The following is a 25,387-nucleotide window of genomic DNA, read 5'->3' on the forward strand; positions in this document are numbered from 1 at the left end:
GGCCGTAAGGCAATGTCGGCGGCCGGTCGGTTGGCGGCTCAGGAAAAGGAACAATAATGCCCTGGAACAATCAAGGTGGCGGTGGCCCTTGGGGCGGAGGAAACAGTGGGGGGCCTTGGGACCAGGGTCCACGTGGTCCGAACGGGCCGCAATCCTCGCCCCCCGATCTGGAGGAGATCATCCGGCGCGGCCAGGACAGGCTGCGGCGTGCTCTGCCCGGCGGTGGTGGCGGAAATCCCGCGATCATCGCCATCATCATCGTCGCTCTGGTGGGGTTCTGGCTCTTCAAGTCCATCTATACGGTGCAGCCCGACCAGATCGCCGTGGAACTGCGCTTCGGCGAGCCGAAGCAGGAGCTTTCCGAGCCCGGGCTTCACTTCCATTGGTGGCCGATCGAGACCGTGGACACCGTGTCCATCGCGGAAAGGCTCGTGGATATCGGCGAGATACGCGGCGGCAGTTCGTCCGGTCTGATGTTGTCCGGTGACCAGAACATCGTCGATGTGAAGTTTTCGGTGGCCTATCAGGTCGCCGAGCCGGCGCCCTATCTCTTCAATGTGGAGGATCCGGACGGAATGGTGCGTCAGGTGGCCGAGAGTGCCATGCGCGAGGTGGTCGGCCGGCGCCCCGCCCAGGACATCTTCCGCGACGACCGCCAGGGCATCGCGCAGGACGTGCAGAGCATCATCCAGGATACGCTTGACGAGTACGGCGCGGGAATGCGCATCAACGCGCTTTCGATCGAGGATGCGGCGCCGCCGCGGGAGGTCGCCGACGCGTTTGACGAAGTGCAGCGGGCCGAACAGGACGAAGACCGCTTCGTCGAGGAATCCAACCAGTATTCGAACCAGCAGCTCGGCCAGGCGCGCGGCGAGGCTGCGCAGATCCGTGAGGAGGCGGCCGCCTACAAGAACCGCGTCGTGCAGGAGGCCGAAGGTGAGGCGCAACGCTTCATCTCCGTCTACGAGGAATATGCCAAGGCGCCCGAGGTGACCCGCAAGCGTCTCTTCCTGGAAACGATGGAAAACGTGTTGCGCGGCTCCAACAAGGTGATCCTGGAGCAGGGCGCGGGACAAGACGTGCTGCCTTATCTGCCCCTCCCGGAACTGCGGCGCAACGCGCCCGCCGGTACCCAGAACCCGAACCAGCTCGGCGCGCAGACGCAAGGGGGAAATAACTGATGTCGAACCGTCTTCCCTTTTTCGTTATTCTCGCCGCTATCGTTCTCTTCCTCCTCTACTCGTCCGTCTTCGTGGTGAACGAGCGGCAGCAGGCGATCGTGTTGCGGTTCGGCGAGATCGTCCGTGTCGAACGGGATCCGGGGTTGTATTTCAAGCTGCCCTTCGCCTTCGTGGAGGCGGACAACGTACAGATCATCGAGGACCGTATCCTGCGCTTCGATCTCGACGACATCCGCGTGCAGGTCTCCGGCGGCAAATTCTACGAGGTGGATGCTTTCGTCGCCTACTCGATCAGTGATCCGAGCCGCTTCCGCCAGGCCGTTTCCGGCAGCATTCCGCTCGCCGAACAGCGTCTGCGCACGCGCCTCGACGCCGCCCTGCGCCGCGTCTACGGTCTGCGCGGCTTCGAGGCCGCATTGTCTGAAGAGCGGGGATCGATGATGCGCGAAGTGGCCGAGCAGTTGCGTCCCGATGCCGCCTCGCTCGGAATCGAGATCAGGGATGTGCGCATCCGGCGCACGGACCTGACGGCAGAGGTCTCGCAGCAGACCTATGACCGCATGAAGGCCGAGCGCCTTGCCGAGGCCGAGCGCCTGCGTGCCCGCGGACGCGAGGCCGCGGCCCGCATCCGGGCCCGCGCGGATCGCGAGGTGGTCGAGATTCTCGCCGCCGCCCAGCGTGAGGCGGAGATCCTGCGCGGTGAAGGCGAGGCGGAGCGCAACGCAATCTTCGCCGACGCCTTCCAGCGGGACGAGGACTTCTTCGAGTTCTACCGCTCGATGGCCGCTTATCGTCAGGCGCTGGATCCTTCGGGCACGACCATGCTCCTGACGCCCAACTCGGAGTTCTTCCGCTTCTTCAACGATGCTGGAGGAACGACGCGCGGCAATGGCGGCGGCGAGTCCGGGCCGCTGACCGGGGCGGTCACCCCTGAGCAGGAGAGCCAGCCGGGGCCGCGCGTGACTGCGCCGGAACCGGCGCAGTAGGCTGGGGATCGTCGCGCTTCATGCATCGCTTTCCTCCAAGGGGCGCCGGTCGCGGTGAGTGATTTTCTCGCCGCGCTCGGCCTCGTTCTCGTCTTCGAAGGCCTCCTCTATGGCGGCCTGCCGCGGCTTGCCAAGAGAATGGCGGCCGATGTGATCGAGATGCCCGAGGGCCTGATGCGGGCCGTCGGGCTCGCGGTCATGGCCGTCGGCGTGTTCATCGTGTGGCTCGTGCGGAGCTGATCTTCTTGGGCTGGCGCGATGGCTGCGCCAGGCTATATAACTGGCCGCAAACGTGCCTCATTCGCGCCCGATCATGCGTGCCAGCATCTGGCCACCGGAGACATTGCCATGCCCCTCGACCTCCCTCGCGCCACCTGCCGAATCCTGATGGCCGTGGCCCTGCCGGTTGCCATCGCGGCGATGCCCGCGACCGGATGGGCGCAATCGGACGGCGATACGGTCATCGAGCCGGGCCAGCAGCAATCGCCCGCTCCGCAGGAACCGCTGCCCGTGCCCGAACAGCCCGCGCAGCCGGATACCGGCCAGGGCGGACCGGAGGCAGAGCCCGGGCAGCCAGCGGAGCCGGGACCGGAGACGGAGCTTCTGCCTGTCCCCGACTTGGGGACCCAGGGAATGCGCGCGCCGCGGAGGGGCATCCAGCCGCAGCGCGGCCCGGAATCGGTCGCGGACATGGCGGAGAACCTGCTCGATGCCGTGGTCAATATTTCCACTTCCCAGAATGGCGAAGCCGGGACCGGCGGGCGCGTGCCGATGCCGCAACTGCCCGAAGGCTCTCCGTTCGAGGAGTATTTCGGCGAGTTCTTTAACGAGGATGAGCGCCAGCCGCGCATGCCGGGTCCGGGCTCTTCGCTCGGCTCCGGTTTCGTGATCGATGGCGAGGAAGGCATCATCGTCACCAACAACCACGTCATCACGGATGCGGACGAGATCACGGCCAATTTCGCCGACGGAACCGCGCGCAAGGCCGAACTCATCGGCGTCGACACCAAGACGGACCTCGCCGTCCTCAAGGTGGACCCCGAGGGCGAGACATTGCCGGAGGTTCATTTCGGCGATTCCGATGCCATGCGAATCGGCGACTGGGTGATGGCCATCGGCAATCCCTTCGGCTTCGGCGGGTCTCTCACGGTCGGCATCGTTTCGGCGCGCAACCGGCAGATCGGCTCCGGGCCCTATGACGACTACATCCAGACGGATGCCGCCATCAACAGGGGCAATTCCGGCGGGCCGCTGTTCAACATGGCTGGTGAGGTCATCGGCATCAACACCGCCATCATCTCTCCCTCCGGCGGCTCGATCGGTATCGGCTTCGCCATCCCCTCCAACCTTGCGCTCAACGTGGTGGGCCAGTTGCGCGAGTTCGGCGAGACGCGCCGCGGCTGGCTCGGCGTCCGCATCCAGCCGGTCACCGACCAGATCGCAGAGAGTCTCGGCCTGGACGAGACCGCCGGCGTGCTGGTGAGCGGTATCGAGAAGGGCGGGCCGGCAGACAACGGCCGTCTGCAGGCCGGCGATATCATCGTCGGTTTCGACGGGACCAGGATCACCGACGACCGCCAGCTTCGCCGCATCGTCGCCGAAAGCGGCGTCGGCAAGGAGGTCGAGCTCGAGATCCTGCGCAAGGGCGATCGCGAAACGGTAAGGGTGACGCTCGGGCGCCTTGAGGAAGGGGAGAGCACGGCCGCTTCCGGAGATGCGACCGGGGAAGACGAGCAGGCGCCGGTGGCGAGCGCGCAGGTGCTCGGCATGACCATCGAGGAGCTCGACGAGGAAAGCCGCAGCCAGTTCGAAATCCCGGAGGATGTGAACGGCGTTCTGGTCACCGAAGTCGAGGCGAATTCCGTGGCGGCGGAGCAGGGTGTCCAACCGGGTGACGTCATCGTGGAGATCGCGCTGAAGTCGGTCTCCACACCGCAGGATGTGCTCGACCAGGTGGGGCAGCTCAAGGAGCAGGGGCGCAAGAACGCTCTCCTCATGCTCGCCTCCAAATCGGGGGAATTGCGGTTCGTGACGCTGAGGATGAGCTAGGGAATCGGGACTGGGTTCAGGTTCCCCCTGCCGCCTTGTTGTCTATTTGTCTAGACGATCGACAGGCCCCATCGGCTTCTTGCTGTTGCCCTGCGACCCTAAACAGCAAACTCCTCGCGTCGATAGCCCTGCACATAAAGCAGCGCCGTGAGGTCGCCGTGGTCGATGCGGATGCGGGCCTGGGCGGCAACGGAAGGCTTGGCGTGGATCGCCACGCCGGCGCCCGCGAGGTTCAGCATGCCGAGATCGTTCGCCCCGTCGCCTACCGCCATGACCTCGCTCGGGTCGAGCTTCAGCCGCGCCGCGATCTCCAGAAGCGCGTCTGCCTTCGCCTGACGGCCCAGGATGGGCTCCACCACCGTACCGGCGAGTTTGCCTTGCTTTTCGATCAGGCGGTTCGCGCGATGCTCGTGGAAACCGAGCTCCGCGGCGATGCGGCCGGTGAAGAGATCGAAGCCGCCCGACACCAGCGCCGTATAGGCGCCAGCGTTGCGCATGGTCGCGATGAGCTCGCGCCCGCCGGCGGCAAGGGTGATGCGGCCGGTGATCACCCGCTCGATCACCGCCAGTTCCAGCCCTTCGAGGAGCGCGACGCGCTCGCGCAACGCCGGTTCGAAGGCGATTTCGCCATTCATCGCCCGGGCGGTGATGTCGGCGACATGCTCCTTGACGCCGATCTCGTCCGCCAGCTCGTCGATGCACTCCTGGTCGATCATGGTCGAATCCATGTCGGCGATCAGCATCTTCTTGCGCCGGCCTTCGGCCGGCTGGATCGCGACATCGACGGGAGCATCGGCCACTGCCGCACGCAAAGCTTTTTCGGCCTCATCCTGCGCAATCCCGTCGGCGAGCGCCAGATCGCATGCGATCCCTTCGGCCAGCCATGCGGTCCCGCTTGCGCCGACGGCGCGGCTCGCCATATTCGCAATGGACGGGCTCAGCGCGGGTGACCGCGGATCGGAGATGAGCGTTGCAACGAGGGCCATGGAACATCCGCTGGAGGTGAAGGACCAATGCTGAAGGGCGCCACTCTGATAGCGGGGCCGACCGCCAGCGGCAAGTCGGCTCTGGCGCTCGATCTCGCGCGAAGGAGCGGCGCCGTCATCGTCAACGCGGATTCCATGCAGGTCTACGAGGTGCTCTCGCTTTTGACCGCGCGGCCCGGCCCGGCGGAACTCGCGGCTGCCCCGCATCGCCTTTACGGATATGTGCCACCGGACGAAGCCTATTCCACCGGGCGATGGCTGCAGGATGTGGAGCATCTGATCCAGGCGAAGGAGATGGAGGGGAAGCCGGTGATCTTCGTCGGCGGGACCGGGCTGTATTTCCGGGCGCTGACCGAGGGGCTCGCGCCCATGCCCGACATTCCCGGTCCGGTGCGCGCGCATTGGCGCGGCCGCCTCGCGGAGGAGGGGGCGGTGGCGCTGCATGAACGTCTCGCGAAGCTCGATCCGATCTCGGCCGCCCGCATCCGCCGGTCCGACGGGCAGCGCATCGTGCGGGCGCTCGAAGTGATTGACGCCTCCGGCGCACCGATCAGCGCATGGCAAGCGGAAGCGTCACGCCCCCTGGTTGATATCGCTTCCACGCGCAAGATGGTGCTGACGCCGGAGCGGGCAACGCTCGTTCGCCGGATCGAGGAGCGGTTCGATCGCATGATCGCGCTTGGCGCCGTCGAGGAGGTGAGGGCCTTGCTAAAGCTCGACCTCGCCCCTTCCATGCCTGCCATGAAGGCCATCGGCGTGCGCGAACTGGCGGCGGCGATCGCCGGCGAGATCGGCATGGAAGACGCGGTTTTGCGCGCCAAGGCGGCCACGCGCCAATATGCGAAGAGGCAGATGACCTGGTTCCGTCATCAATTGGGCCCGGATTGGGAACACAAGACATCGTGATTGCGAGGCCGGGCGGATTCAGTCCTGTGGAATTGTGCAGGACGCGGGCAATCTTCCGCTTTCGATTAACCTCCTGTAAGGAGCCTATGGAACAACTAGCGGATGTAAATTGCGTGGTGGGGGCATGCGTTTTCATAAAGCGGAATCCGCTTTCTTCGTCTTTATTGCAATGGTTTTCGGGGCGGGGGTGACACTCCTTGCATCCTATGGCGTCATGCGCAGGAACACGCATCTCCTGCATTCCGGCGGGTTCGATGAATTCACCCTGCTCCTGTTCGTAACCGGTGTCCTGCTCGCCACCGCCATCACGTTCGGGATGTTCTTCATCTACCCGCTCATTCGCACGCAGGTCGAGGAGGAGGGGAAGCTCAGGGCGATGACGGAATCGCTCAGCGCACGGTCGGAAACGCTGGAATATGCCGCCTATACGGACAGCCTGACCGGCACGCATAATCGCCGCTATTTCGATGATGCACTCGAGGAGTATCTGCGCGAGTTCGGCCGCATCCAAAGGCCGGTGGGGCTGATCGTGCTCGACCTCGACCATTTCAAGCAAATCAATGACGGATATGGCCACGATGTGGGCGACGAGGTGTTGCGCCAGGTGGCCGCTTGCCTGCAGGAGCTGATGCGTCATCACGATGTGGTCGCGCGGCTGGGCGGAGAGGAATTCGCCATCATCGCGCCAAACATGACGGAGCACGGGCTCGCATTCTTGGGCGAGCGCGTCCGGGCTGCCGTTTCCGCGCTTGTCCTCGATATCGGCGATCTGCGGGTCGGCGTCTCCACGAGCGTGGGGGTTGCCATATGGGACGGCGAAGAAAACGCGGAGGCATTCTACCGCCGTGCCGACCGCATGTTGTACCGGGCGAAGCGGATGGGGCGGAACCGCGTTTGTGCCTAGGCCGGCAGAACCGGTTTGCATTCGCCCTTGAGACATCCCGTCGGATGCGATAGCGGGGCCGGAAGCATCATGGACGGATGGGAGTGATGGCGGTCACGATCTACGGCATCAAGAACTGCGATACGATGAAGAAGGCCCGCGCCTGGCTGGACACGCAGGGGGTCGCCTACGCGTTCCATGACTACAAGGCGGAGGGCATCGATCGCACCCGGCTGGAAGGCTGGGCGCGCAAAGTCGGCTGGGAGGTCCTGCTGAACCGGGCGGGCACGACCTTCCGCAAGCTTCCGGAGGGCGAGAAGGACGGCCTCACGGAAAGCAGGGTGATCGCCTTGATGCTCGCACACCCGACCGCGATCAAACGGCCCGTGCTCGAAGCGGAAGGCATCCTTCTCGTCGGCTTCAAGCCGGCCGAATACGAGGCCCGGCTGGGCGCGCACTGAGCCGCGGCGGGTTCGCTCAGCGGAAAAGGCGGCTGGCGGGCGTGGCCGAGGAGGTATCGCTCTCCCGTATGGGGCTGAGCGCCTCGCCCGGTATGCTGCTTGCCGTACCGAACAGGGAGGATGCCCGGCCGCGGCGGCCGGTATCCCGCATGCGATCCACGACCGAGGCAAGATCGACGTCGCCGGCGGAAGCCCCGGCATCGCCGCCCCAGCCGGCGTCCTCCTTGAGGCCTGGAAGAAGCTCGCTCGGCAATTGCTCGAATTTCATGCGCATGGTGGTGGCGACGCCGTCGCCGAAGGCGATCGCCTCGCGCTGGCCGATGGCCGAGAGGAAATTGAGGATGGAAGCGGAGGAATCGGGGATGGCCGAGCGGATGATTGCCTGATCCTGCTCGTTGGCAAGCCGCATGGCGAAGACGGTCGAACACTGTGACAGCACGGTCGGGTCGAGGTCGCCCGGGCGCTGCGTGACCACGCCGAGATAGCAGCCATATTTGCGGCCTTCCTTGGCGATGCGTGAAAGGGCGTGACGGGTCGGTGCGAAGCCCAGCCGGGGATCGGCCGGCATGTAGCGGTGCGCCTCCTCGCAGAGGAGGAGCAGCTTGAGCTTTCCCTCGCTCCACAGCGCCAGGTCGAAGGCAAGGCGGGCGAGAACGGAGCAGACGGAATTGACCACTTCCGAAGGCAGTCCGGCCATCTCGAAGCAGGTCACCGGCCGGCCTTCGCTGGGGATCCGGAAGATGCGGCCGATGGTCTCGTGGATCGAATCCTCGATCAGGCGCGAGGCGAACATGAAGCGATAGCGCGGGTCGTTGACGGCTGCGTCGATGCGCGCGCGCAGCTGGCGGTAGAAAGGGCGCTCGTTCTTGGCTTCGAGCTGGCCCATGCGGTCGTCGATCTCGCGGATAACATCGGCCACGCGGTAGGGGACCGGCGTGTCGGCCGTGATGCCGCCGGCATCGGCTGCCCGTTTCAGAACGCCGCCGCCGGGATTGCGGTAAAGATGCTTGGCCGAGGCGACCAGATCCCGCAGGAGGTCCACCTCTTCCGCCACCGCCTCGCGCCCGCGATAGAGCACCTCCACGAGCTCTTCCAGCCGGAAAAGCCAGAAAGGCAGGTCGAGCGCGTTCGTATCGATGCGTACGGAATATTCCGGCAGGGACGGAGCGAACTCGTTGTGCGGGTCGAGGATGAGAACGCGCAGGTCCGGGCGGACCGCGATCATCTTGCGCAGCAACAGGGAGACCGCGGTCGACTTGCCCACGCCCGTGGTGCCCACCACGGCGAAGTGGCGGTTGAGCGTCTCGTCCACCGCCAGGCAGGCTTCTATGGAACTGTCCTGCGACAGGCGCCCGATGGCGGCGGAGCGGCGGCCGCCGAGATCGTAGATGGCGCGCAGGTCACTGGCGCGGATACGATGGGCGATCGCGCCCACATGCGGATATTCGGTGATGCCGCGATCGAAAACCGAGCCGCCCTCCTGGTCGCGCACCTCGCCGATGAGCTCGACGGAGATCGCGAGGGGATTGTCCTCCTGTTCCTCCCAGCGGCGCTGCGGACGCTCGATGGCATAGACGAGGCCCACGGTCCGGATGGCTCCGAGATTGATGGAGATCAGCTTCCCGACGGTCCAAGTCCCGGCGAGGGAGGCTTCCTCCTTGCCGATCCTGGCGGCGATGACGGCACGGGCGCCGTCGCACTGGACGACATGGCCGAGCGCGCGGGACCGCGGCTGCTCCGCCGCCCGCCGCTCCTGCGGCGTCGTCTCACCCGGAACGCTGTTTCCGCCAGCATACATGTCAAAGACCCCCATTGCCGCAGCGATGCACGCTATCGCGGGTGGAGTTAAGGGGGGGTGAGATGGGAGGGTTGAGGAACGGTTAACGGATTCCACGTCGACGATGCCGGTGGCGGTGAAACCTGCTAAAATCCCCGCTTCAGGTGGGAGAGCGGTTATGTCCCCTATGGATGCCTCGACGGACGGCGCATCGGCCGCCCTGCGCGAATGGGATGTGGTGCTGGATTTCTGGTTTCCGGAGGGGCGCGACCTTAGCATCGATGCCACGATCCATAACGAATACTGGATGTGGAGGATGCGCGGCGGCGCGGATGCCGAGATCATCGCTCGCTTTCCGGAAGTCACGGAGAGTGCGGTACGTGGAGATTTCGAACACTGGGCGGACGATCCCTACGGCAGGCTCGCCCTCATTATCGTGCTGGACCAGTTTCCTCGCTCGCTCTGGCGCGATACGCCGCGCGCCTTCGCACAGGACGGGAAGGCGCTCACCTTGGCCTTGGAGGGATATGAAAACGGCCACTACGGCGCGCTGGAGACGCCCTGGCACAAGACGGTCTACAACCTGCCTCTGGTCCATTGCGAAGGGCCGGATCATCTGGAGCGAGTCGCCAGGGCGATCGGGCTTGCGCAGGAAATTCTTTCCGACGCCCCGGCGCATCTCAAGCCGGGCTACCAATTCGCTGCCGAACAGCCGGTGGAAGCGGGCAAGGTGATTGCCGCCTTCGGTCGTCATCCGCACCGCAACGCGGTGCTCGGCAGGGAGTCTACCCCTGAGGAAGCGGCTTATATCGCTAAAGGTCGCTTTCCCCATCTCCGCATGCCGCAGGCCCTATCCTAAGGGCGACGGTCACCCACGGAGCGATGGATTCCGAATGCGGTAGACCACGTGCGGGCGCAGCGGGTGGCCTTCCGGAATCCTTGGATGGCGATAGTCGTCGTCCGGATCGTAGGTCATCCCGATCTTCTGCATCACACGCTGGCTGGGAAGATTGAGGCGCGCGGTGAAGGCGACCACTTCAGGCAGGCCGATGGACCAGGCATAATCGAGCCATGCCCGTGCACCCTCGGGCGCCAGTCCGCGCCCCCAGAACTCCTTGCCGATCACCCAGCCGATCTCGACCTCGGGATTGCTTAGGATGGCCGCTCGGATCACATCGGGCGCGAAGCCCGTTCCGATCAGGCCGATGAGCCTGCCGTCCTCCTTCAGTTCGGCCGCCTGGAAATGAAAGCCGTTGGTGCGGGCACGCTCGATCGCAAGGTCGATATCCGCGTTCACCTCCTGCGGCGTCAGCACCCTGGGATAGAAGCGCCGCACGTGGGGATCGCCGTGGATCCTGGCCATCGGCGCGCGGTCGCGGTCCTCCCAGGGGCGCAGGATCAGACGTTCCGTGACGATCTTCATCGGCCTCATCTCCGAATTGCGGAAAGTTTATTAGACGCGGAGGCGGAGGAAGGCCAGCCGCTTGAGAGAATGGCGTTGACACCGGCTACCATACCCCCTTATTGTCCGCGCCCATGATGATCAGGATCATTCTCGTAGTAGGAAGGCACATGGGCAGGGCGGCGTAGCCGCCGGGCGACAGCCACTCATGTGCGAATGTCAGGCTCCCTCCGGGGGCCTTTTTTATTGGCCGGAAACGATACAGCAGCACGGGAAAAGAACGATGGAACAGCGGGCGGCAGAGCCGAAGGCACGCGAAGCGGGCAGGCAGGAGATGACGGGTGCCGAGATGGTGGTGCAGGCGCTGAAGGACAACGGCGTCGAGCACATTTTCGGCTATCCGGGCGGTGCGGTGCTTCCCATCTATGACGAACTGTTCCAGCAGGAGGAGGTCCAGCACATCCTCGTTCGCCACGAGCAGGGCGCCGGCCATGCGGCGGAGGGCTATGCGCGCTCCACCGGCAAGGCGGGCGTCATGCTGGTGACCTCCGGTCCGGGCGCCACCAACGCCGTCACGCCGCTGCAGGACGCGCTCATGGATTCCATCCCGCTCGTCTGCATCACCGGTCAGGTGCCGACGTCGCTGATCGGCTCCGATGCGTTCCAGGAGTGCGATACGGTCGGCATCACGCGGCCCTGCACCAAGCACAACTGGCTGGTGCGGGACGTGAACGAGCTCGCCGCCGTCCTGCACGAGGCATTCCACATCGCCCAGACCGGGCGGCCGGGGCCGGTGGTGGTCGACATCCCGAAGGATGTCCAGTTCGCCAAGGGCATCTACACGCCGCCACAGACGGCGCCCCGCACGAGCTATCATCCGGCCGTCGCCGGCGACCAGGAGAAGATCCGCGCGGCGATCGCCCTGATGGCCGGCGCGAAGCGGCCCGTCATCTACTCGGGCGGCGGGGTCGTCAATGCCGGGCCGGAGGCCAGCCACTTGCTGCGCGAACTGGTGGAACTCACCGGCTTTCCGATCACGTCCACGCTGATGGGGCTCGGTGCTTATCCCGCTTCGGGCAAGAACTGGCTCGGCATGCTGGGGATGCACGGCACCTACGAGGCCAACATGGCCATGCACGACTGCGACGTGATGGTCTGCATCGGCGCGCGTTTCGACGACCGCATCACCGGCCGGCTCGATGCCTTCTCGCCTGACTCGCGCAAGATCCATGTCGATGTCGACCCGTCCTCGATCAACAAGAACGTGCATGTGGACATCCCTATCATCGGCGATGCCGGCCGCGTGCTGGAGGATATGGTGCGGCTGTGGCGCGCGAACGCCAGGACGGACAAGGCCGCGCTTGCACCCTGGTGGGGGCAGATCGAGAAGTGGCGCGCGCGCCATTCGCTGGCCTACAAGCCCAGCAACGACGTGATCATGCCGCAATATGCGATCCACAGGCTCTACGAGCTGACCAGGGACCGCGATGTCTACATCACCACCGAGGTGGGGCAGCACCAGATGTGGGCGGCCCAGCATTTCGGCTTCGAGGAGCCCAACCGCTGGATGACCTCCGGCGGCCTCGGCACGATGGGATATGGCCTGCCGGCCGCCCTTGGCGTGCAGATCGCGCATCCGGACGCGCTGGTCATCGACATTGCCGGGGACGCTTCGGTGCTCATGACGATGCAGGAGATGAGCTCGGCGGTGCAGCACAATGCGCCGATCAAGATCTTCATTCTCAACAACCAGTATATGGGCATGGTGCGCCAGTGGCAGCAGCTTCTGCACGGCAACCGGCTGTCGCATTCCTACACCGAGGCGCTGCCGGATTTCGTGAAGCTGGCGGAAGCCTACGGCTGCCACGGCATACGCTGCGAGAAGCCGGGCGATCTGGATGATGCGATCCGCGAGATGATCGAGGTGAAGCAGCCCGTCATCTTCGACTGCCGGGTCGCCAATCTCGCCAATTGCTTCCCCATGATCCCGTCGGGGAAGGCGCACAACGAGATGCTGCTTCCGGACGAGGCGACCGACGAGGCGGTGGCGAACGCCATCGACGCGAAGGGAAGGGCGCTGGTGTAGGTTGCAGAACCTGTTTGCAATCAGAGTTTAAGACAAAAGAGTTCGCAAAGAGATTCATCCATGAACGCCCAGCTTCAGCCGACCGGTTCGGCCTATTTCATCACCAAGGAAACGGAAAAGGCCGAGACGCGCACGCTCGCGGTGCTCGTCGACAACGAGCCGGGGGTACTCGCCCGCGTCATCGGCCTGTTCTCCGGCCGCGGCTACAATATCGACAGTCTCACCGTCTCGGAAACGGAGCACGAGCGGCATCTCTCGCGCATCACCATCGTCACGCGCGGCACGCCGCATGTGCTCGAACAGATCAAGCATCAGGTCGAGCGCATCGTGCCGGTTCACCGGGTAGTGGACCTGACCACGACGGCGCATGAACGCGGCCAGGAGCGCCCGCTGGAGCGTGAGCTTGCCATGGTGAAGGTGCGCGGAACGGGCAATAACCGCGTCGAGGCCCTCCGCCTTGCGGATGCCTTCCGCGCGCAGGTGATCGACGCCAATACCGAGCACTTCATCTTCGAGATCACCGGGCGCGTGTCGAAGATCGAGCAATTCATCGCCATCATGAAACCGCTCGGGCTGGTGGAGGTCTGCCGCACGGGCGCTGCCGCGATGAATCGCGGGCCGGAGGGGATGTAGGCTCCCCTTGAAGTGGTGTCCGCGGCGATATACTTCGTGTACGGAGGCGGGATAGCGCCCGCACTCCTGCAGATCGGCTGAGCCAGTCGCCGGCACATCCTGGCTCTTGGAAGCGGCGCTATATAGGTCAATCTTATTGACCTAAGATGTTTCGAATGGAGTTGAGCCATGCCGCTCGACGTCTTTGCCGCCCTCCTGGTCTTTTCCTTCGTGTCCTCGATCACGCCGGGGCCGAACAATTTCATGCTGCTCGCTTCGGGCGTGAATTTCGGCTTCGTGCGCACGATCCCGCACATGCTGGGCATCGGCGCGGGCTTCGTTTCACTCCTGCTCGCGGTGGGATTTGGCCTCGGCGCTCTGCTGACCGCCTATCCGCAACTGGGCTTCGCCCTTAAAATCCTGGGTGGCGCCTATCTTCTTTATCTCGCCTGGAAAATCGCCACGTCGCGCGCCCTGGCGGACGACCGGGAGGACGGCGCAAGGCCCATGAGCTTCGTGCAGGCCGCGCTCTTCCAATGGGTCAACCCCAAGGGCTGGGTCATGGCGGTCACGGCCATGGCGGTCTACACGGACCCGCGTTCTCCGTTTCTCTCCGTCCTGCTGGTGGCGTTCGCCTTTGCCCTGGTGAACCTTCCCAGCGTTTCGGCCTGGGCCGGCTTCGGCGTGGCGCTACGCAGTTTCCTGGCCGATCCGGTGCGGCTCAAATGGTTCAACATCGCGATGGGGCTGGCGCTCGCCGTCACGCTCTGGCCGATGATGCGTTGACCTTCCGGCAGGTGCCGGCGGCATCGTGCTTTGACGGGAATGGACGAAGCGGCTCTGTTCAGCCCGCCCAGAATCTGGTTTCTGGGCGCATGGAGTTTTCACCGCAACAGGACGAGGCCCTGAAGGCCGTCGCGCGCTGGCTGAAGAGCGGCCACTCGCCGCTTTTCCGTCTCTTCGGCTATGCCGGAACCGGCAAGACGACGCTTGCCCGGCACTTCGCCGAGCATGTGGACGGCGACGTGCAGTTCGCCGCCTTCACCGGCAAGGCGGCGCAGGTCCTGCGCTCCAAGGGGGCGTCCAACGCGCGCACCATCCATTCGCTCATCTACCGTCCGCGCGGCGAGGAGCAGGTGGAGGACGAGGCGACCGGCAAGACGCTCATCTCCCCCACCTTCTCTATCAACCGGCAGAGCCCGATCGCCAAGGCGAAGCTCGTCATCATCGACGAATGCTCGATGGTGGACGAGGAGCTTGGCCGCGACCTCATGTCGTTCGGCACGCCGATCCTCGTGCTGGGCGATCCCGGCCAGCTTCCGCCGATCTCCGGAGGCGGCTTCTTCACGGAGCATGAGCCGGACTTCCTGCTCACCGAAATTCACCGGCAGGCCCGCGACAACCCGATCGTCCGCCTCGCGCTCGACGTGCGGGAGGGCCGGGAATTCATCTATGGCGATTACGGCACGGCCAAGGTGATCTCGAAAGGCGAGGTGAACAGCGATATGGTCCTGGCCGCCGATCAGGTTCTCCTGGGCGTGAACCGCACCCGGCGGCGCTACAATCAGCGCCTGCGGGAACTGAAGGGGTTCGAGGCGCTCTTTCCGCAGGCCGGCGACAAGCTCGTGTGCCTGCGCAACGATCCGGCCAAGGGCCTGCTCAACGGTTCGCTGTGGAAGGTGATGACCTCGTCGCGCGAGACGGTGAAGCCCGGCATCAATCTCCTCGTCTCGCCCGAGGAGGACGATCCCGACCGGGGCGTGGCCAAGATCAAGCTCCTGAAGGCCGCCTTCGAGGATCCGGAGACCGAAATCCCCTGGCAGACGAAGAAGCGATACGACGACTTCGATTTCGGCTATGCGCTCACCGTGCACAAGGCGCAGGGCTCGCAATGGAACGAGATCGTCCTGTTCGACGAAAGCTACGCCTTCCGCGACACGCGCCAGCGCTGGCTCTATACCGCCATCACGCGAGCGGCCGAGCGGCTCACCATCGTCCGCTGAAGGTTTCGCTTAGGCGGGGCCGGGCAGGGGCCGTGCGCCGATCCAGGTCCACGCGGCATCCGCCTCCTCCAGGTCGAAATGTTTCATCTGCACCGAGAAGAAGAACGGCTTCGCGAGGCTGATCGTCGCTTTCATCCAGGTGGGAGCGCCCACAACGGCATATTTGCGGATATGCTTGAGCGTACGCGTTCTGCCGAGGAGGTTCTGCCCGCGTAGCGCTGCGCTCCAGTCGGCGCCTTCGTAATCATGGATGAGAACGATCACGTCGATTTTGTCATGCAACGCGTAAGCGCCTTCCAGGAGCCCGTACATGTTCTCGATATCGGCGCTTGCGATGTGCCCGGTAATCTCGAAGGCGAGGGCGTCGGCGCGATCCGTGTCGATACGGCGAACGCTGGGCGGTGTCTCATTGATGAGCATTTTTCTTGCCCGTCATGGCTGTTCATCACGACAACACCGATTGGCCCTGTCGGTTCCCGGCGAAAGCATATAGGGAAAGTCAGGTGCAAGTCGTCGCAGGGTATCAACATGCCGGCCGAGCTCTCCGTCAACCTGAACGCCATCGCAATGCTGCGCAACAGGCGGGACCTGCCGTGGCCGAGCGTCACCGGGCTCGGGCGCATCGCCCTTGCTGCCGGCGCGCACGGGCTTACCGTCCATCCAAGGCCCGACCAGCGGCACATCCGCTTTTCCGACCTGCCGGACCTGCGTGCGCTGCTCGACGACGAGTTCCCCGACCGCGAGTTCAACATCGAAGGCTACCCGTCCGAGGCCTTCCTGCGGCTGGTGGAGGAGGCCGAGCCGGAGCAGGTGACGCTCGTGCCCGACGACCCGTCCCAGGCCACGTCCGACCACGGATGGCGGTTCGAGGAGCACGTGCATTTCCTGACCGCAGTCGTTGCGCGCCTGAAGCGGCTCGGCACACGCGTATCGCTCTTTGCGGATCCGGATGCGGACGAGGCAGCGCTTGCGATCGCCGGGGATGTGGGGGCCGACCGGGTGGAGCTTTATACCGGTCCCTACGGCGCTTGCCACGACGATTCCGAAAAAGCCGCCAAGGAGCTGGAAAAGCTCAAGAAGACCGCCGAATGTGCAGCCCGCCTCGGGCTCGGTGTGAATGCCGGCCACGATCTGACGGTCGCCAATCTGCGCGCCGTCGCGGCGAGCATCCCGGCGCTCGCGGAAGTCTCCATCGGCCATGCGCTGACGGCCGATGCCCTGGAGTTCGGTATGGCCGAGACCGTGCGGCGTTATCTGGCCGCGCTCGGGCGGCCGGCCTGACGCAGGCTCCATTCGCCTCGCTTCGTCGGCTCAGCCGAGGAGCGCTGCCTTGTTCGCCTCCAGGAAGGCCCCGAGCGGCTGCGGCATGCGCCCCGTGAGCCTTTCCACGTCACCGGTCACCTCCGCGAGGCCGCCGGCACGGGTATTCGCATCGAAGGAAACGAGGAGCGGGACGACCGACTCCGGCACGGCGGCGGCCTTCATTCCCTCCGCAAGCGCATCGTCCGAAAGGTCTATCACCTCGATCGGCTTGCCGGTGATTTCGCTGGCGAGAGCAGCGATTTCGCCATTGGTCAGTGCCTCCGGGCCCGTCAGGGTGTAGGTGGCGCTTTCGCCGGTTCCCGAGGCGAGCGAAGCCGCTATGGCGCGGGCGACGTCGTCGCGCGCGATATGTGCCGTGCGCCCGCTGCCTGCCGACGTGTACCACTTGCCCGTCTTCAGCGCCTGAGGCAGCGCCATCATCAGGTTTTCCTGGTACCAGTTGTTGCGGAAGATCGTGTGGGCAAGCCCGCTCTCCTCGATCGCCTGTTCGGTGCGGTAGTGATCGGGGGAGAAGAGGACAGGATTGCCCGGTTCGGGCTTCGGCATGGAGGTGTATGCCACGTGCCCGGCGCCGGCTTTCACCGCCGCCGACACCGCCGTTTCGTGCTGGCGGATGCGCTTGCCCGGCACGTCCGTGGAGTCGGTGGAGATGACCAGCACGCGGTCCGCGCCTTCGAAAGCCTTTGCGAGTGCTGCTTCGTCATCGAAACTCGCCGCACGTATGGCTACGCCCTTGGCCGACAGATCATCGAGCTTCGAGGGCTCGCGAGTGGTCGCAACAAGGCGTCCCGCCGGCACTTTTTCCGTTTCGAGGAGGTGATGGAGCACGCGGCGGCCGAGATGTCCCGAGGCGCCGGTGACGAGAATCTTGTCGGTCATTGATTTCAATCCCTAAATTCTGCCGGAAATATGCTCTCAAAATGAGACCAGCGCTAAAATAGGAATTGACCGACATGCGTAAAGAAGGCAGTTTTTCAGCCGCTGGTTACGCAAAGGGAACCACCAGGGAGACGACATCATGGATGTGCGGCCCATCGATCTGAGGCGCAAGCTCGAGATCTACCGTGCCGCGGGCGGCGAGGGCAGAAATCTGGCCGACTGCCCGGTGCGCGACGTGATCGCCAACATCAACGGCAAGTGGAACTCGCTGATGATGATTGCGCTGGCGGAACGGCCGCACCGTTTTGGGGAATTGCGGCGCATGATGCCCGACATCTCCCAGCGCATGCTGACCCAGACCCTGCGCGACCTGCAGCGTGACGGCTATGTGCACCGCGAGGTGTTTCCCACCAAGCCGCCGAGTGTGGAATACAGCCTGACCGATCTCGGCCGCTCCATGTTCGAGGCGCTGAACCATCTCTTAGGCTGGGCGGAGCGCAACCACCCGGCCGTGCGCGAGGCGCGGCAAAGATTTGATGACGGCGAGATGTGATTTGCGCCATTTGAGCCTAGGGCGGATCAGCCCTTCGATGCGGCGGTGAAAACCGCCAACTGAGCGTCGAAAGCGCGCTTGTATGCGGGCCGTGCTTCGCCGCGGGCAACATAGACGGAGAGGTTCGGATACTCGTCCAGAATTTCCGATGATGCTTTCAACCTGAGCAGTACCGACACCATCAGAAGGTCACCGGCGCTGAACCCGCCGTCGAGCCACTCGGCATCGCCGAGGCGAGCGGAAAGGGCGCCCAGCCGTTTCCGGATGCTGTCCTCGAGGAAACGCAGGCGCTGCTCGTACCAAGGCTCGTCGCGCTCAAGGATCTTGGCGAGGCTGCGGTCGAAGATCGGCGGCTCCACAGTATTGAGCGCGGCAAACATCCACGCGACCGCGCGCGCCCGGGCATTCGCGTCGTCCGGCAGCAGGCCAGTGTGACGCTCCGCGATATGGAACACGATCGCCCCCGACTCGAACAGGGCGAGATCGCCTTCTTCATACGTCGGAATCTGCCCGAAAGGGTTGAGCGCGAGATGCGCGGGCTCCTTCATCGCTTTGAACGAAAGAAGACGAACGTCGTAGGGCTGGCGCACTTCTTCGAGCGCCCAGCGAATGCGCATGTCACGCGCCAGACCCTTGCCGCGATCGGGCGACCGTTCAAAGGCGGTAATGGTTGGGGTCATTGGATGGCTCCGGGTGATCGCGTGACGCCGTTCAGCGGGACTTGAGAAATTGCGATAAACCGTCTCACGGTCTCTCTCCAGCTTGCGTTTTGCTTCCAGGACGGATGACCGGCGCGTCTCCCGACAATCCACCTCGTTTCCTTTTGGCGACTTCGTTCCTCTGGCTGCCCCTGATCCGGCAGGCACCGCCGCCGAAATCGCAACCTTGCGAGAACGATAGCTTGAAAAAAGTCGGCGCTCGTGACAGAACCGTACCGTACGGTACTGATGGGGCAGGAATTGCAGCAAAGCCGCGAACAGGAGTTCACGCCGAGGCAGCACGCCGTTCTGGAGCGGGCGCTTGAGCTGCTCGTGGCGGGCGGTGAACGCGCGTTGACGACGGCTGGAGTCGCCAGGGCGGCGAACTGCTCGAAGGAGAGCCTCTACAAGTGGTTCGGTGACCGCGATGGGCTGCTGGCGGCGATGATCGCCCACCAGGCCAGCAAGGTTCGCGGCTTTTCCGATGACGGCGGGCCGATGGACGGCGAGCGGTTTCGCGCGCATCTCGTGGGCTTCGCGCAGGACTTGCTGCAGGTGCTGGCGGGCGATGTGTCGCTGGCGCTAAACCGGCTCGCCATCGGGCAGGCCAGCCGCGAGGGAAGCCGGCTCGGACGGCTTCTGGTGGAGCAGGGGCGGCGGCGCATCGACCAGGCCGCCGGCGCGCTTCTCGATGCGGGAAAGCGGCGTGGCCACATCGATTTCAGCGACCGGGACGAGGCTTACCGGACGTTCTACGGCCTCATCGTGCAGGATCTGCACGTGCGCATGCTGCTGGGCGAGGAAGACGCGCTGAAGCCGGAAGATTTTGCTGCTCGCGCGGAACGGGCGGTGGAGCAGTTCTTCGTGCTCTACGGAGCACGGGAGAAGGAGAAGGCGGCCCCCCGCGTGCGGGCCGTGTGAGCCAAAGGAAGGAAACGAAATGCGTGTCTATTACGATCGCGACGCCGATCTGAACCTGATCAAGTCGAAGAAGGTCGCCATCATCGGCTATGGCAGCCAAGGGCGGGCGCATGCGCTGAACCTCAAGGATTCGGGTGCCAAGGACGTTTCGATCGCGCTGCGCGAGGGTTCGGCCACGGCCAAGAAGGCTGAAGCCGACGGCTTCAAGGTGATGAGCGTGGCGGAGGCGGCCGGCTGGGCCGACCTCATGATGATGGCCACGCCCGACGAACTGCAGGCCGGCATCTACAGCAACGAGATCGCGCCCAATATCCGCGACGGCGCGGCCATCGCCTTCGCCCACGGCCTCAACGTGCATTTCGGCCTCATCGAGCCCAAGAAGACGGTGGACGTGCTGATGATCGCGCCGAAAGGCCCCGGCCACACGGTGCGGAGCGAATACCAGCGCGGCGGCGGCGTGCCCTGCCTGGTGGCGGTCCATCACGATGCGTCGGGCAATGCGCTCGACCTGGCGCTCTCCTATGCCTGCGGCGTCGGCGGCGGGCGCTCCGGTATCATCGAGACGACCTTCCGCGAGGAATGCGAGACGGATCTCTTCGGCGAGCAGGTGGTGCTGTGCGGCGGACTGGTCGAGCTCATCCGCGCCGGCTTCGAGACGCTGGTGGAGGCGGGCTACGCGCCGGAAATGGCCTATTTCGAGTGCCTGCACGAGGTGAAGCTCATCGTCGACCTCATTTATGAGGGCGGGATCGCCAACATGAACTATTCGATCTCGAATACCGCCGAGTGGGGCGAGTATGTCTCCGGTCCGCGCATCATAACGCCTGAGACCAAGGCCGAGATGAAGCGTGTGCTCAAGGATATCCAGACCGGCAGGTTCACCGCCGAGTGGATGCAGGAGTGGCATTCGGGGGCGGCTCGCTTCAAGGCGACGCGCCGCCTCCACGATTCGCATCAGATCGAGGAAGTTGGCGAGAAGCTGCGCGGCATGATGCCGTGGATTTCCAAGAACAAGCTGGTGGACAAGGCCAAGAACTGAAGCCGGGTCTTCCCGAAAAGAAACGGCGGCGCTGGCTGGCGCCGCCGTTGCCGGACTTCCTAGCGCCAGTAGGGCGAGATGCAGGCCCGGCGTGGTCCGTGATAGGGCTGGAAGCTGTTGTCCGAGGCCCGGTAGGACCGGTATTTGGCATGACACCAGTTCACATGGGCTGCCGGCAGGCCGTAGGCCCGGCGCGGCACCACATAGCGGGGCCGTGCGTAATAGGGCGGCGGGCCGTAGCGGTAGCCGCCCGTGCCGAATTCCAAGGTAAAGCCGGATCTGGGCGCGCGGCGCCAATGATGGCGCCGGTCCCAGTTGCGGTGGTGACGCCAGTGACGGCGATCATGGCCGCGACGCCAATGGCGGCGGTCACGGTGATCCACCTGGACCAGATCCGCCGGCTGTGCCGTGGTCACGGGGGCCGCGTTCGCGGCGGCGCCGGCCGAAAGGGCGGCGGCTTGGGCGGCAGGTGCCGTTGCGCTCAGGCCCAAGGCGGCGAAGGCGCAGAAGGCGAGGGTGGTGAGTGCTCGTTTCATCAGTGCAACTCCAGTACTTCAGACAAGCAAGCCGAGATGCGGCCGAGCTTGGATGGTGAAAATAGTGCTTCATCGCGCATGAATGCGGCATGAACGGGGGCGTTCCCCGCAACTGACGTCACTTGCGCGTGAGACCGCTTGTGTTTACCGCCTATGCGGGGCAAAAGAACGCCATGTCGATCCGGATCGCCACGTTCAACGTCGAGAACCTCATGAACCGGTTCGATTTCTCCGGTTTCCGCAACCAGTTGCAGCAGGATCGCTCGCTGGCGCTCTTCGAGATCAAGGGCGAGGAGGAGTATCAGGAGCTGGAACGGGCGCGCACCATCGCCCATACCGATGACACGCGCCAGCTCACGGCGCTGGCCATCGCGGCCGCCCGCGCGGACATCCTGTGCCTTCAGGAAGTGGACAACCAGGCGGCGCTGAACGCCTTCGAATACGGTTATCTCTACAAGATGGTCGGGGCCGGCTACCGCGACAAATACTCCTCCGCCGGCAACGACGTGCGCGGCATCGACGTGGCGGTCATGATGCGGCGCGAAACGGCCGACGGGGAGCCGATCGAATTTCAGCGCATGACCACGCATGCGCACGTCACATTCAGGGATTTCGGGCTCCACACGCCGGAACTGGCGGAATTGGGCGTGGGGCCGGACGAGCGGATCTTCCGGCGCGACTGCCTGGAGATCGACGTTCTCGTGGGCGGCAAGCCGCTCACGCTCTACACCGTGCATTTCAAGGCGATGACCTCTCCGCGCAACGGGCGCGACGGGCGGCTTGCCTCCATGCCGATCCGCGCGGCCGAGGCTGCCGCCGTCAGGCGGATCATCACGGACCGTTTCGGGGCGCAGGGCGCGCCGCGAAAGCGCTGGGCCGTCTGCGGGGACCTCAACGACTACAGGGAGCGGGTGATCATCGCGGGCGACGCCCATGCCGGCTATCACTTCAAGCCCGTCCGCGAGGCACAGTCGAGCGTCGATGTTCTCACGAACGGCGGCTTCTGCGAGAATGTCGTGGAGCGCCGGCCGGAACTCGACCGCTGGACCCTCTATCACACGCGCGGGCCGGAGGAGAGGCATCTCTGCCAGCTCGACTATATACTGCTTTCGCCGGCGCTCGCGCAGGGGAACACAAAGGCGGTGCCGGAGATCGTCCGCAACGGACAGCCCTGGCGGACGATCTTTCCGCCCGGCCAGGAGGTGGAGCGGTATCCGCGCACGGGCTGGGACCGGCCCAAGGCGTCGGACCACTGCCCGGTGGCGGTATCGCTCGACCTTGTCTGAGCGCCCGGCCGCAATACGCTATCATGAGGAGCTTCGGAGCGCCTCGGCGCCGACTCCACCGAAAACCGGGAGAACGCAGCGATGAACGGAAGGCGATATCTCATCTATGACGTCTTCACGGAGACCGGCCTTGCGGGAAATCCGCTTGCCATCGTCCTCGATGCGGATGGTCTCGACCAGACACGCATGCAGAAGATTGCCGGCGAGTTCAACCTGTCCGAGACGGTCTTCGTGCTGCCGCCGGAAAATCCCCTGCACACGGCACGCGTGCGGATTTTCACCCCCGGTCGCGAACTGCCCTTTGCCGGCCATCCGACGGTGGGCACCGCCATCGCCCTGTTGGAGCGGACGGGAGAGATCGGCGGCAGAGGCAGCGCCTCGATCGTGGTCCTGGAGGAGGATGTCGGCCCGGTACGCTGCGCCGTCTCGGTGAACAGGGGCTCGGTCTTCGCCGAATTCGACCTGCCGCGTCTGCCCAAGCGGATCCCCTTCGAAGCACCCGCGGAAGCCGTGGCGGCCGCGCTCGGCATCTCGCATCACGAGATCGGTTTCGAGAATCATCTCGTCAGCGCCTGGTCGGCCGGCGTGCCCTTCGCCTGCGTTCCCGTCGCCAATCTGGATGTCGCCGGCCGGGTGCGGCTCGATGCGGGGCTCTGGGACGAGATCGTCCTGCAGAACGAGGCGGCGATCGGCGATCCCTATGTCTATTGCCGTGAGACGGTGAACCACGATTGCTCGTTCCACACGCGCATGTTCGCGCCCGGCCAGGGCATCCCCGAAGACCCGGCCACCGGCTCCGCCGCGGCGGCCTTCGCCGGCGCGATCCTGACCCATGACGAGCCGGTGGACGGCGTGCACAGCTACTGGATCGAGCAGGGAATCGAGATGGGAAGGCCATCGCGCATCCGGCTCGAGATCGAGGCGGCGGGCGGCGCCATCGAGGCAGCCCGTATAGGCGGCGCAGCGGTGAAGCTCGCCGAGGGCAGGCTCCTTCTTTGAAAATCGCACAAGCGGGTCCCATCTCCGATATTGCGAAACGGCGATCTGTGGTGGCGGCATCCTTCATTCCTGACTTCGAAGGGGTTGCATGCCCGTGTCAAACAGGCTAATGAGCGCCGCATTCCGAAGGTGATCGCCTAGGGGTTCCGGGATCCGCTTCCCTAAGCGGACGCAGAGTCCTGAATTCACTTCGGGTCGGGTGATTAGCTCAGTTGGTAGAGCAGCTGACTCTTAATCAGCGGGTCACAGGTTCGAGCCCTGTATCACCCACCAGCATTTCAGGGCTTAGTGAAAGACGCAGGGCAGGGCGGTTAACGTGAGTTACCGCGGCCGCATATATCTGTCCCGTCGGCCATTGCTTTTCATTTCAAGCGCCCCATATGTGTATCCATCAGCCGCCATGGCGGTGAGGGCGTCCTTTCAGATGGTTTGTGAGGCTCCACCGGCAGGCGGGCTGTATTTGGCCGATTGATGCTGCGCTGACCACGGATGTACTGGCAGTGCGAGAGTGTCTCGGTAGCGAAGGAGAAGCGGGCGCACAGGCCCGCTTTTTTTTGTGCGGATGAAAACCCGCGCGCTGCCGACCCAAGCTGTGACGCAGCGATTGTGCAATGCAGCAAACGCAGGTCAGGTATGCGCAAATCGACATTGCGCTTTAGGTCAGCACGTCTTACCTTTTGAATTGTCGGCCATCTACTCCTCCCAGATGCGATGCCGACGCCGAATGCGGAGCACCTCCTCCCGCTCTGCATGTCGAATCAGCCCGCTGCCTCTCCTCCTCCCGGCAGCGGGCTTTTTCGTTTCAGGGCCGTGTGGGCTCACCCGTTGCGCAGCACGATACAGGCGGCGCCGGCGCTTTTCAGCTTCTGGCAGATCCGGTCCGCCTGCTCCCGCGTGTCTGCGCCCAGTCGGACGGCGTAGAGGCCACGGCGCCCGCGCGGCGAGCGCACGCGCGAGACCACGGGCTTCTCACCCGCAACGACATCCCCCACCTGCTTGCGGATGCGCTCCCATTTGCGGATTGCCACGCTGCGTTGGAAATGCCCGGCAACCTGGATGCCCCATGGCTTGATCGGAACACGCGCCATGGCGAGCGTGGCCGCGGCGGAGACGGGCAGGTTGCGGCATGCGCTGCCGAAGGGCTTTCCGGGTTCTAGGGGCGGTATGGTGACCTCGCGGCCCTTCTCGATGAATTCGTCCACCGGAGCGCCGAGAATGTCGAGGACGTAGTTCTCGGTCTCCAGAGGCAGGAAACCGCCTCTCGAAAGCCAGCGCGATATCCGCCCCTCTCCCGCATTGTAGGCAGCCGCCGCCAGCCCGAGATTACCGAATTTCCTTTTCAGGTCCGAGAGATACTTCGCGGAGGCGGGAATGGCTTTTTCCACGTCGAAAGCATCGTCCAGGCCGCGTAGGGATGCCGTCGCCGGCATGAACTGCGCCACGCCTTCGGCTCCTTTCGGGCTCACCGCGTTCGGGTCGAACCGGCTTTCCTTCCATAGAAGGCGCGCGAGAAAATGGGGGGAAAGCCCGTTAGTGGTGCCGTGCTGCTCGATGAGCCGGCAGATCGTCTCGAGGTGATCCGCCTTCGCATCCGGCTCCGCGTGGCCCGGAAATGCGTTGAAAACCGGCAGCACAATCATCAAAGCGCCGACGGCCCTGGCTCGGTGAATGCCCATCTGCTCTCTGGATCGCACCATTCAGCCCAAGCGGCCTCCACCCGGACCGCCTGCCAGTCTACCGCATTTTGCGGCCTTGGCCATCCGTCAGGGCTGCTGCTTCCTCCGGTGGATAGCGGAGCGTTGATGAATTCTGCCGGCTTCT

General features: G+C 64.7%; 26 protein-coding genes and 1 tRNA gene. 19 read left to right on the top strand and 8 right to left on the bottom strand.

Going from position 1 to position 25,387, the window contains the following annotated elements; all coding sequences use genetic code 11:
- The first annotated feature begins 56 nt into the window (after positions 1–56).
- From hflK to PVE73_RS10845, 4 genes are all read left to right on the top strand, one after another.
- Positions 57–1,181 (top strand): FtsH protease activity modulator HflK, encoded by a 1,125-nt coding sequence (gene hflK, locus PVE73_RS10830; protein WP_277366942.1) that lies wholly within the window; start codon positions 57–59, stop codon positions 1,179–1,181.
- On the top strand, positions 1,181–2,167 hold the full coding sequence (locus PVE73_RS10835; protein WP_277366943.1) for a protease modulator HflC: 987 nt from the start codon (positions 1,181–1,183) through the stop codon (positions 2,165–2,167). Before hflK ends, PVE73_RS10835 begins: the two co-directional genes overlap by 1 nt.
- 54 nt (positions 2,168–2,221) lie before the next feature.
- Positions 2,222–2,407 carry a DUF2065 family protein gene (locus PVE73_RS10840; protein WP_277366944.1) on the top strand — a complete coding sequence of 62 codons (186 nt, stop codon included), beginning with the start codon at positions 2,222–2,224 and terminating at the stop codon, positions 2,405–2,407.
- A 393-nt stretch (positions 2,408–2,800) separates the two neighbouring features.
- On the top strand, positions 2,801–4,216 hold the full coding sequence (locus tag PVE73_RS10845; protein WP_277367416.1) for a DegQ family serine endoprotease: 1,416 nt from the start codon (positions 2,801–2,803) through the stop codon (positions 4,214–4,216).
- Between the two features lie 98 nt (positions 4,217–4,314).
- On the opposite strand, the gene serB is transcribed toward PVE73_RS10845, so the two are convergent.
- Complete coding sequence (serB, locus tag PVE73_RS10850; protein WP_277366945.1) at positions 4,315–5,202, bottom strand: phosphoserine phosphatase SerB; 888 nt, start codon at positions 5,200–5,202, stop codon at positions 4,315–4,317.
- Positions 5,203–5,229: 27 nt separating this feature from the next.
- On the opposite strand from serB, the gene miaA reads away from it, so the two are divergent.
- The 3 genes from miaA to PVE73_RS10865 all read left to right on the top strand — a co-directional run bounded on the left by miaA (position 5,230) and on the right by PVE73_RS10865 (position 7,452).
- A complete protein-coding gene (miaA, locus tag PVE73_RS10855) occupies positions 5,230–6,108 on the top strand; it encodes a tRNA (adenosine(37)-N6)-dimethylallyltransferase MiaA (RefSeq protein WP_277366946.1) in 879 nt (292 codons plus the stop codon).
- Between the two features lie 124 nt (positions 6,109–6,232).
- The gene (locus tag PVE73_RS10860) at positions 6,233–7,012 is read left to right on the top strand and encodes a GGDEF domain-containing protein (RefSeq protein ID WP_277366947.1); all 780 of its coding nucleotides are present in this window, start codon (positions 6,233–6,235) and stop codon (positions 7,010–7,012) included.
- 86 nt (positions 7,013–7,098) lie between these two features.
- Positions 7,099–7,452, top strand: coding sequence for an ArsC family reductase (locus tag PVE73_RS10865; RefSeq protein WP_277366948.1), 354 nt, complete (start codon positions 7,099–7,101; stop codon positions 7,450–7,452).
- A 16-nt stretch (positions 7,453–7,468) separates the two neighbouring features.
- Here PVE73_RS10865 and PVE73_RS10870 read toward each other — a convergent pair whose 3' ends face one another.
- Positions 7,469–9,250 (bottom strand): DUF87 domain-containing protein, encoded by a 1,782-nt coding sequence (locus tag PVE73_RS10870; protein WP_277366949.1) that lies wholly within the window; start codon positions 9,248–9,250, stop codon positions 7,469–7,471.
- A 157-nt stretch (positions 9,251–9,407) separates the two neighbouring features.
- On the opposite strand from PVE73_RS10870, the gene PVE73_RS10875 reads away from it, so the two are divergent.
- Positions 9,408–10,088: a DUF924 family protein gene (locus PVE73_RS10875; RefSeq protein WP_277366950.1), complete on the top strand. Its 681-nt coding sequence runs from the start codon at positions 9,408–9,410 to the stop codon at positions 10,086–10,088.
- Between the two features lie 9 nt (positions 10,089–10,097).
- Here the strand turns inward: PVE73_RS10875 and PVE73_RS10880 are convergent, their stop codons facing one another.
- On the bottom strand, positions 10,098–10,652 hold the full coding sequence (locus PVE73_RS10880; RefSeq protein ID WP_277366951.1) for a GNAT family N-acetyltransferase: 555 nt from the start codon (positions 10,650–10,652) through the stop codon (positions 10,098–10,100).
- A gap of 262 nt (positions 10,653–10,914) precedes the next feature.
- On the opposite strand from PVE73_RS10880, the gene PVE73_RS10885 reads away from it, so the two are divergent.
- The 4 genes from PVE73_RS10885 (at position 10,915) to PVE73_RS10900 (ending at position 15,332) form a co-directional block, all read left to right on the top strand.
- The gene (locus PVE73_RS10885; RefSeq protein WP_346772411.1) at positions 10,915–12,717 is read left to right on the top strand and encodes an acetolactate synthase 3 large subunit; all 1,803 of its coding nucleotides are present in this window, start codon (positions 10,915–10,917) and stop codon (positions 12,715–12,717) included.
- A 60-nt stretch (positions 12,718–12,777) separates the two neighbouring features.
- Entirely contained in the window at positions 12,778–13,350 is a 573-nt protein-coding gene (gene ilvN, locus PVE73_RS10890; RefSeq protein WP_277366952.1) for an acetolactate synthase small subunit, read from the top strand.
- A gap of 168 nt (positions 13,351–13,518) precedes the next feature.
- Complete coding sequence (locus PVE73_RS10895) at positions 13,519–14,115, top strand: LysE family translocator (RefSeq protein ID WP_277366953.1); 597 nt, start codon at positions 13,519–13,521, stop codon at positions 14,113–14,115.
- 89 nt (positions 14,116–14,204) lie between these two features.
- Positions 14,205–15,332 carry an ATP-dependent RecD-like DNA helicase gene (locus PVE73_RS10900; protein ID WP_277366954.1) on the top strand — a complete coding sequence of 376 codons (1,128 nt, stop codon included), beginning with the start codon at positions 14,205–14,207 and terminating at the stop codon, positions 15,330–15,332.
- Between the two features lie 9 nt (positions 15,333–15,341).
- On the opposite strand, the gene PVE73_RS10905 is transcribed toward PVE73_RS10900, so the two are convergent.
- Positions 15,342–15,752 carry an STAS/SEC14 domain-containing protein gene (locus PVE73_RS10905; RefSeq protein WP_277366955.1) on the bottom strand — a complete coding sequence of 137 codons (411 nt, stop codon included), beginning with the start codon at positions 15,750–15,752 and terminating at the stop codon, positions 15,342–15,344.
- A 108-nt stretch (positions 15,753–15,860) separates the two neighbouring features.
- On the opposite strand from PVE73_RS10905, the gene PVE73_RS10910 reads away from it, so the two are divergent.
- A complete protein-coding gene (locus PVE73_RS10910; RefSeq protein ID WP_277366956.1) occupies positions 15,861–16,613 on the top strand; it encodes a pyridoxine 5'-phosphate synthase in 753 nt (250 codons plus the stop codon).
- A 30-nt stretch (positions 16,614–16,643) separates the two neighbouring features.
- Here the strand turns inward: PVE73_RS10910 and PVE73_RS10915 are convergent, their stop codons facing one another.
- On the bottom strand, positions 16,644–17,534 hold the full coding sequence (locus PVE73_RS10915) for an SDR family oxidoreductase (protein WP_277366957.1): 891 nt from the start codon (positions 17,532–17,534) through the stop codon (positions 16,644–16,646).
- Between the two features lie 139 nt (positions 17,535–17,673).
- Between PVE73_RS10915 and PVE73_RS10920 the strand changes: the two genes are divergently transcribed.
- Positions 17,674–18,087 carry a helix-turn-helix domain-containing protein gene (locus PVE73_RS10920; RefSeq protein WP_277366958.1) on the top strand — a complete coding sequence of 138 codons (414 nt, stop codon included), beginning with the start codon at positions 17,674–17,676 and terminating at the stop codon, positions 18,085–18,087.
- A gap of 26 nt (positions 18,088–18,113) precedes the next feature.
- On the opposite strand, the gene PVE73_RS10925 is transcribed toward PVE73_RS10920, so the two are convergent.
- A complete protein-coding gene (locus PVE73_RS10925; protein ID WP_277366959.1) occupies positions 18,114–18,767 on the bottom strand; it encodes a glutathione S-transferase family protein in 654 nt (217 codons plus the stop codon).
- 267 nt (positions 18,768–19,034) lie between these two features.
- Here PVE73_RS10925 and PVE73_RS10930 point away from each other — a divergent pair, with 267 nt between their 5' ends.
- Entirely contained in the window at positions 19,035–19,706 is a 672-nt protein-coding gene (locus PVE73_RS10930) for a TetR/AcrR family transcriptional regulator C-terminal domain-containing protein (protein ID WP_277367418.1), read from the top strand.
- A 19-nt stretch (positions 19,707–19,725) separates the two neighbouring features.
- Entirely contained in the window at positions 19,726–20,745 is a 1,020-nt protein-coding gene (gene ilvC / locus PVE73_RS10935; protein ID WP_277366960.1) for a ketol-acid reductoisomerase, read from the top strand.
- Between the two features lie 59 nt (positions 20,746–20,804).
- Here the strand turns inward: ilvC and PVE73_RS10940 are convergent, their stop codons facing one another.
- On the bottom strand, positions 20,805–21,281 hold the full coding sequence (locus tag PVE73_RS10940) for a BA14K family protein (protein WP_277366961.1): 477 nt from the start codon (positions 21,279–21,281) through the stop codon (positions 20,805–20,807).
- 173 nt (positions 21,282–21,454) lie between these two features.
- On the opposite strand from PVE73_RS10940, the gene PVE73_RS10945 reads away from it, so the two are divergent.
- The 3 genes from PVE73_RS10945 (at position 21,455) to PVE73_RS10955 (ending at position 23,839) form a co-directional block, all read left to right on the top strand.
- Positions 21,455–22,567: an endonuclease/exonuclease/phosphatase family protein gene (locus PVE73_RS10945; RefSeq protein WP_277366962.1), complete on the top strand. Its 1,113-nt coding sequence runs from the start codon at positions 21,455–21,457 to the stop codon at positions 22,565–22,567.
- Positions 22,568–22,648: 81 nt separating this feature from the next.
- Entirely contained in the window at positions 22,649–23,566 is a 918-nt protein-coding gene (locus PVE73_RS10950; RefSeq protein WP_277366963.1) for a PhzF family phenazine biosynthesis protein, read from the top strand.
- A 197-nt stretch (positions 23,567–23,763) separates the two neighbouring features.
- Positions 23,764–23,839: transfer RNA gene (locus PVE73_RS10955), tRNA-Lys, on the top strand.
- 545 nt (positions 23,840–24,384) lie between these two features.
- Here PVE73_RS10955 and PVE73_RS10960 read toward each other — a convergent pair.
- Positions 24,385–25,242, bottom strand: coding sequence for a lytic transglycosylase domain-containing protein (locus PVE73_RS10960; RefSeq protein WP_277366964.1), 858 nt, complete (start codon positions 25,240–25,242; stop codon positions 24,385–24,387).
- Positions 25,243–25,387: the final 145 nt, after the last annotated feature.

The sequence above is a fragment of the Chelativorans sp. AA-79 genome (genome assembly GCF_029457495.1).
In the GTDB taxonomy this organism is placed as follows: Bacteria; Pseudomonadota; Alphaproteobacteria; order Rhizobiales; family Rhizobiaceae; genus Chelativorans.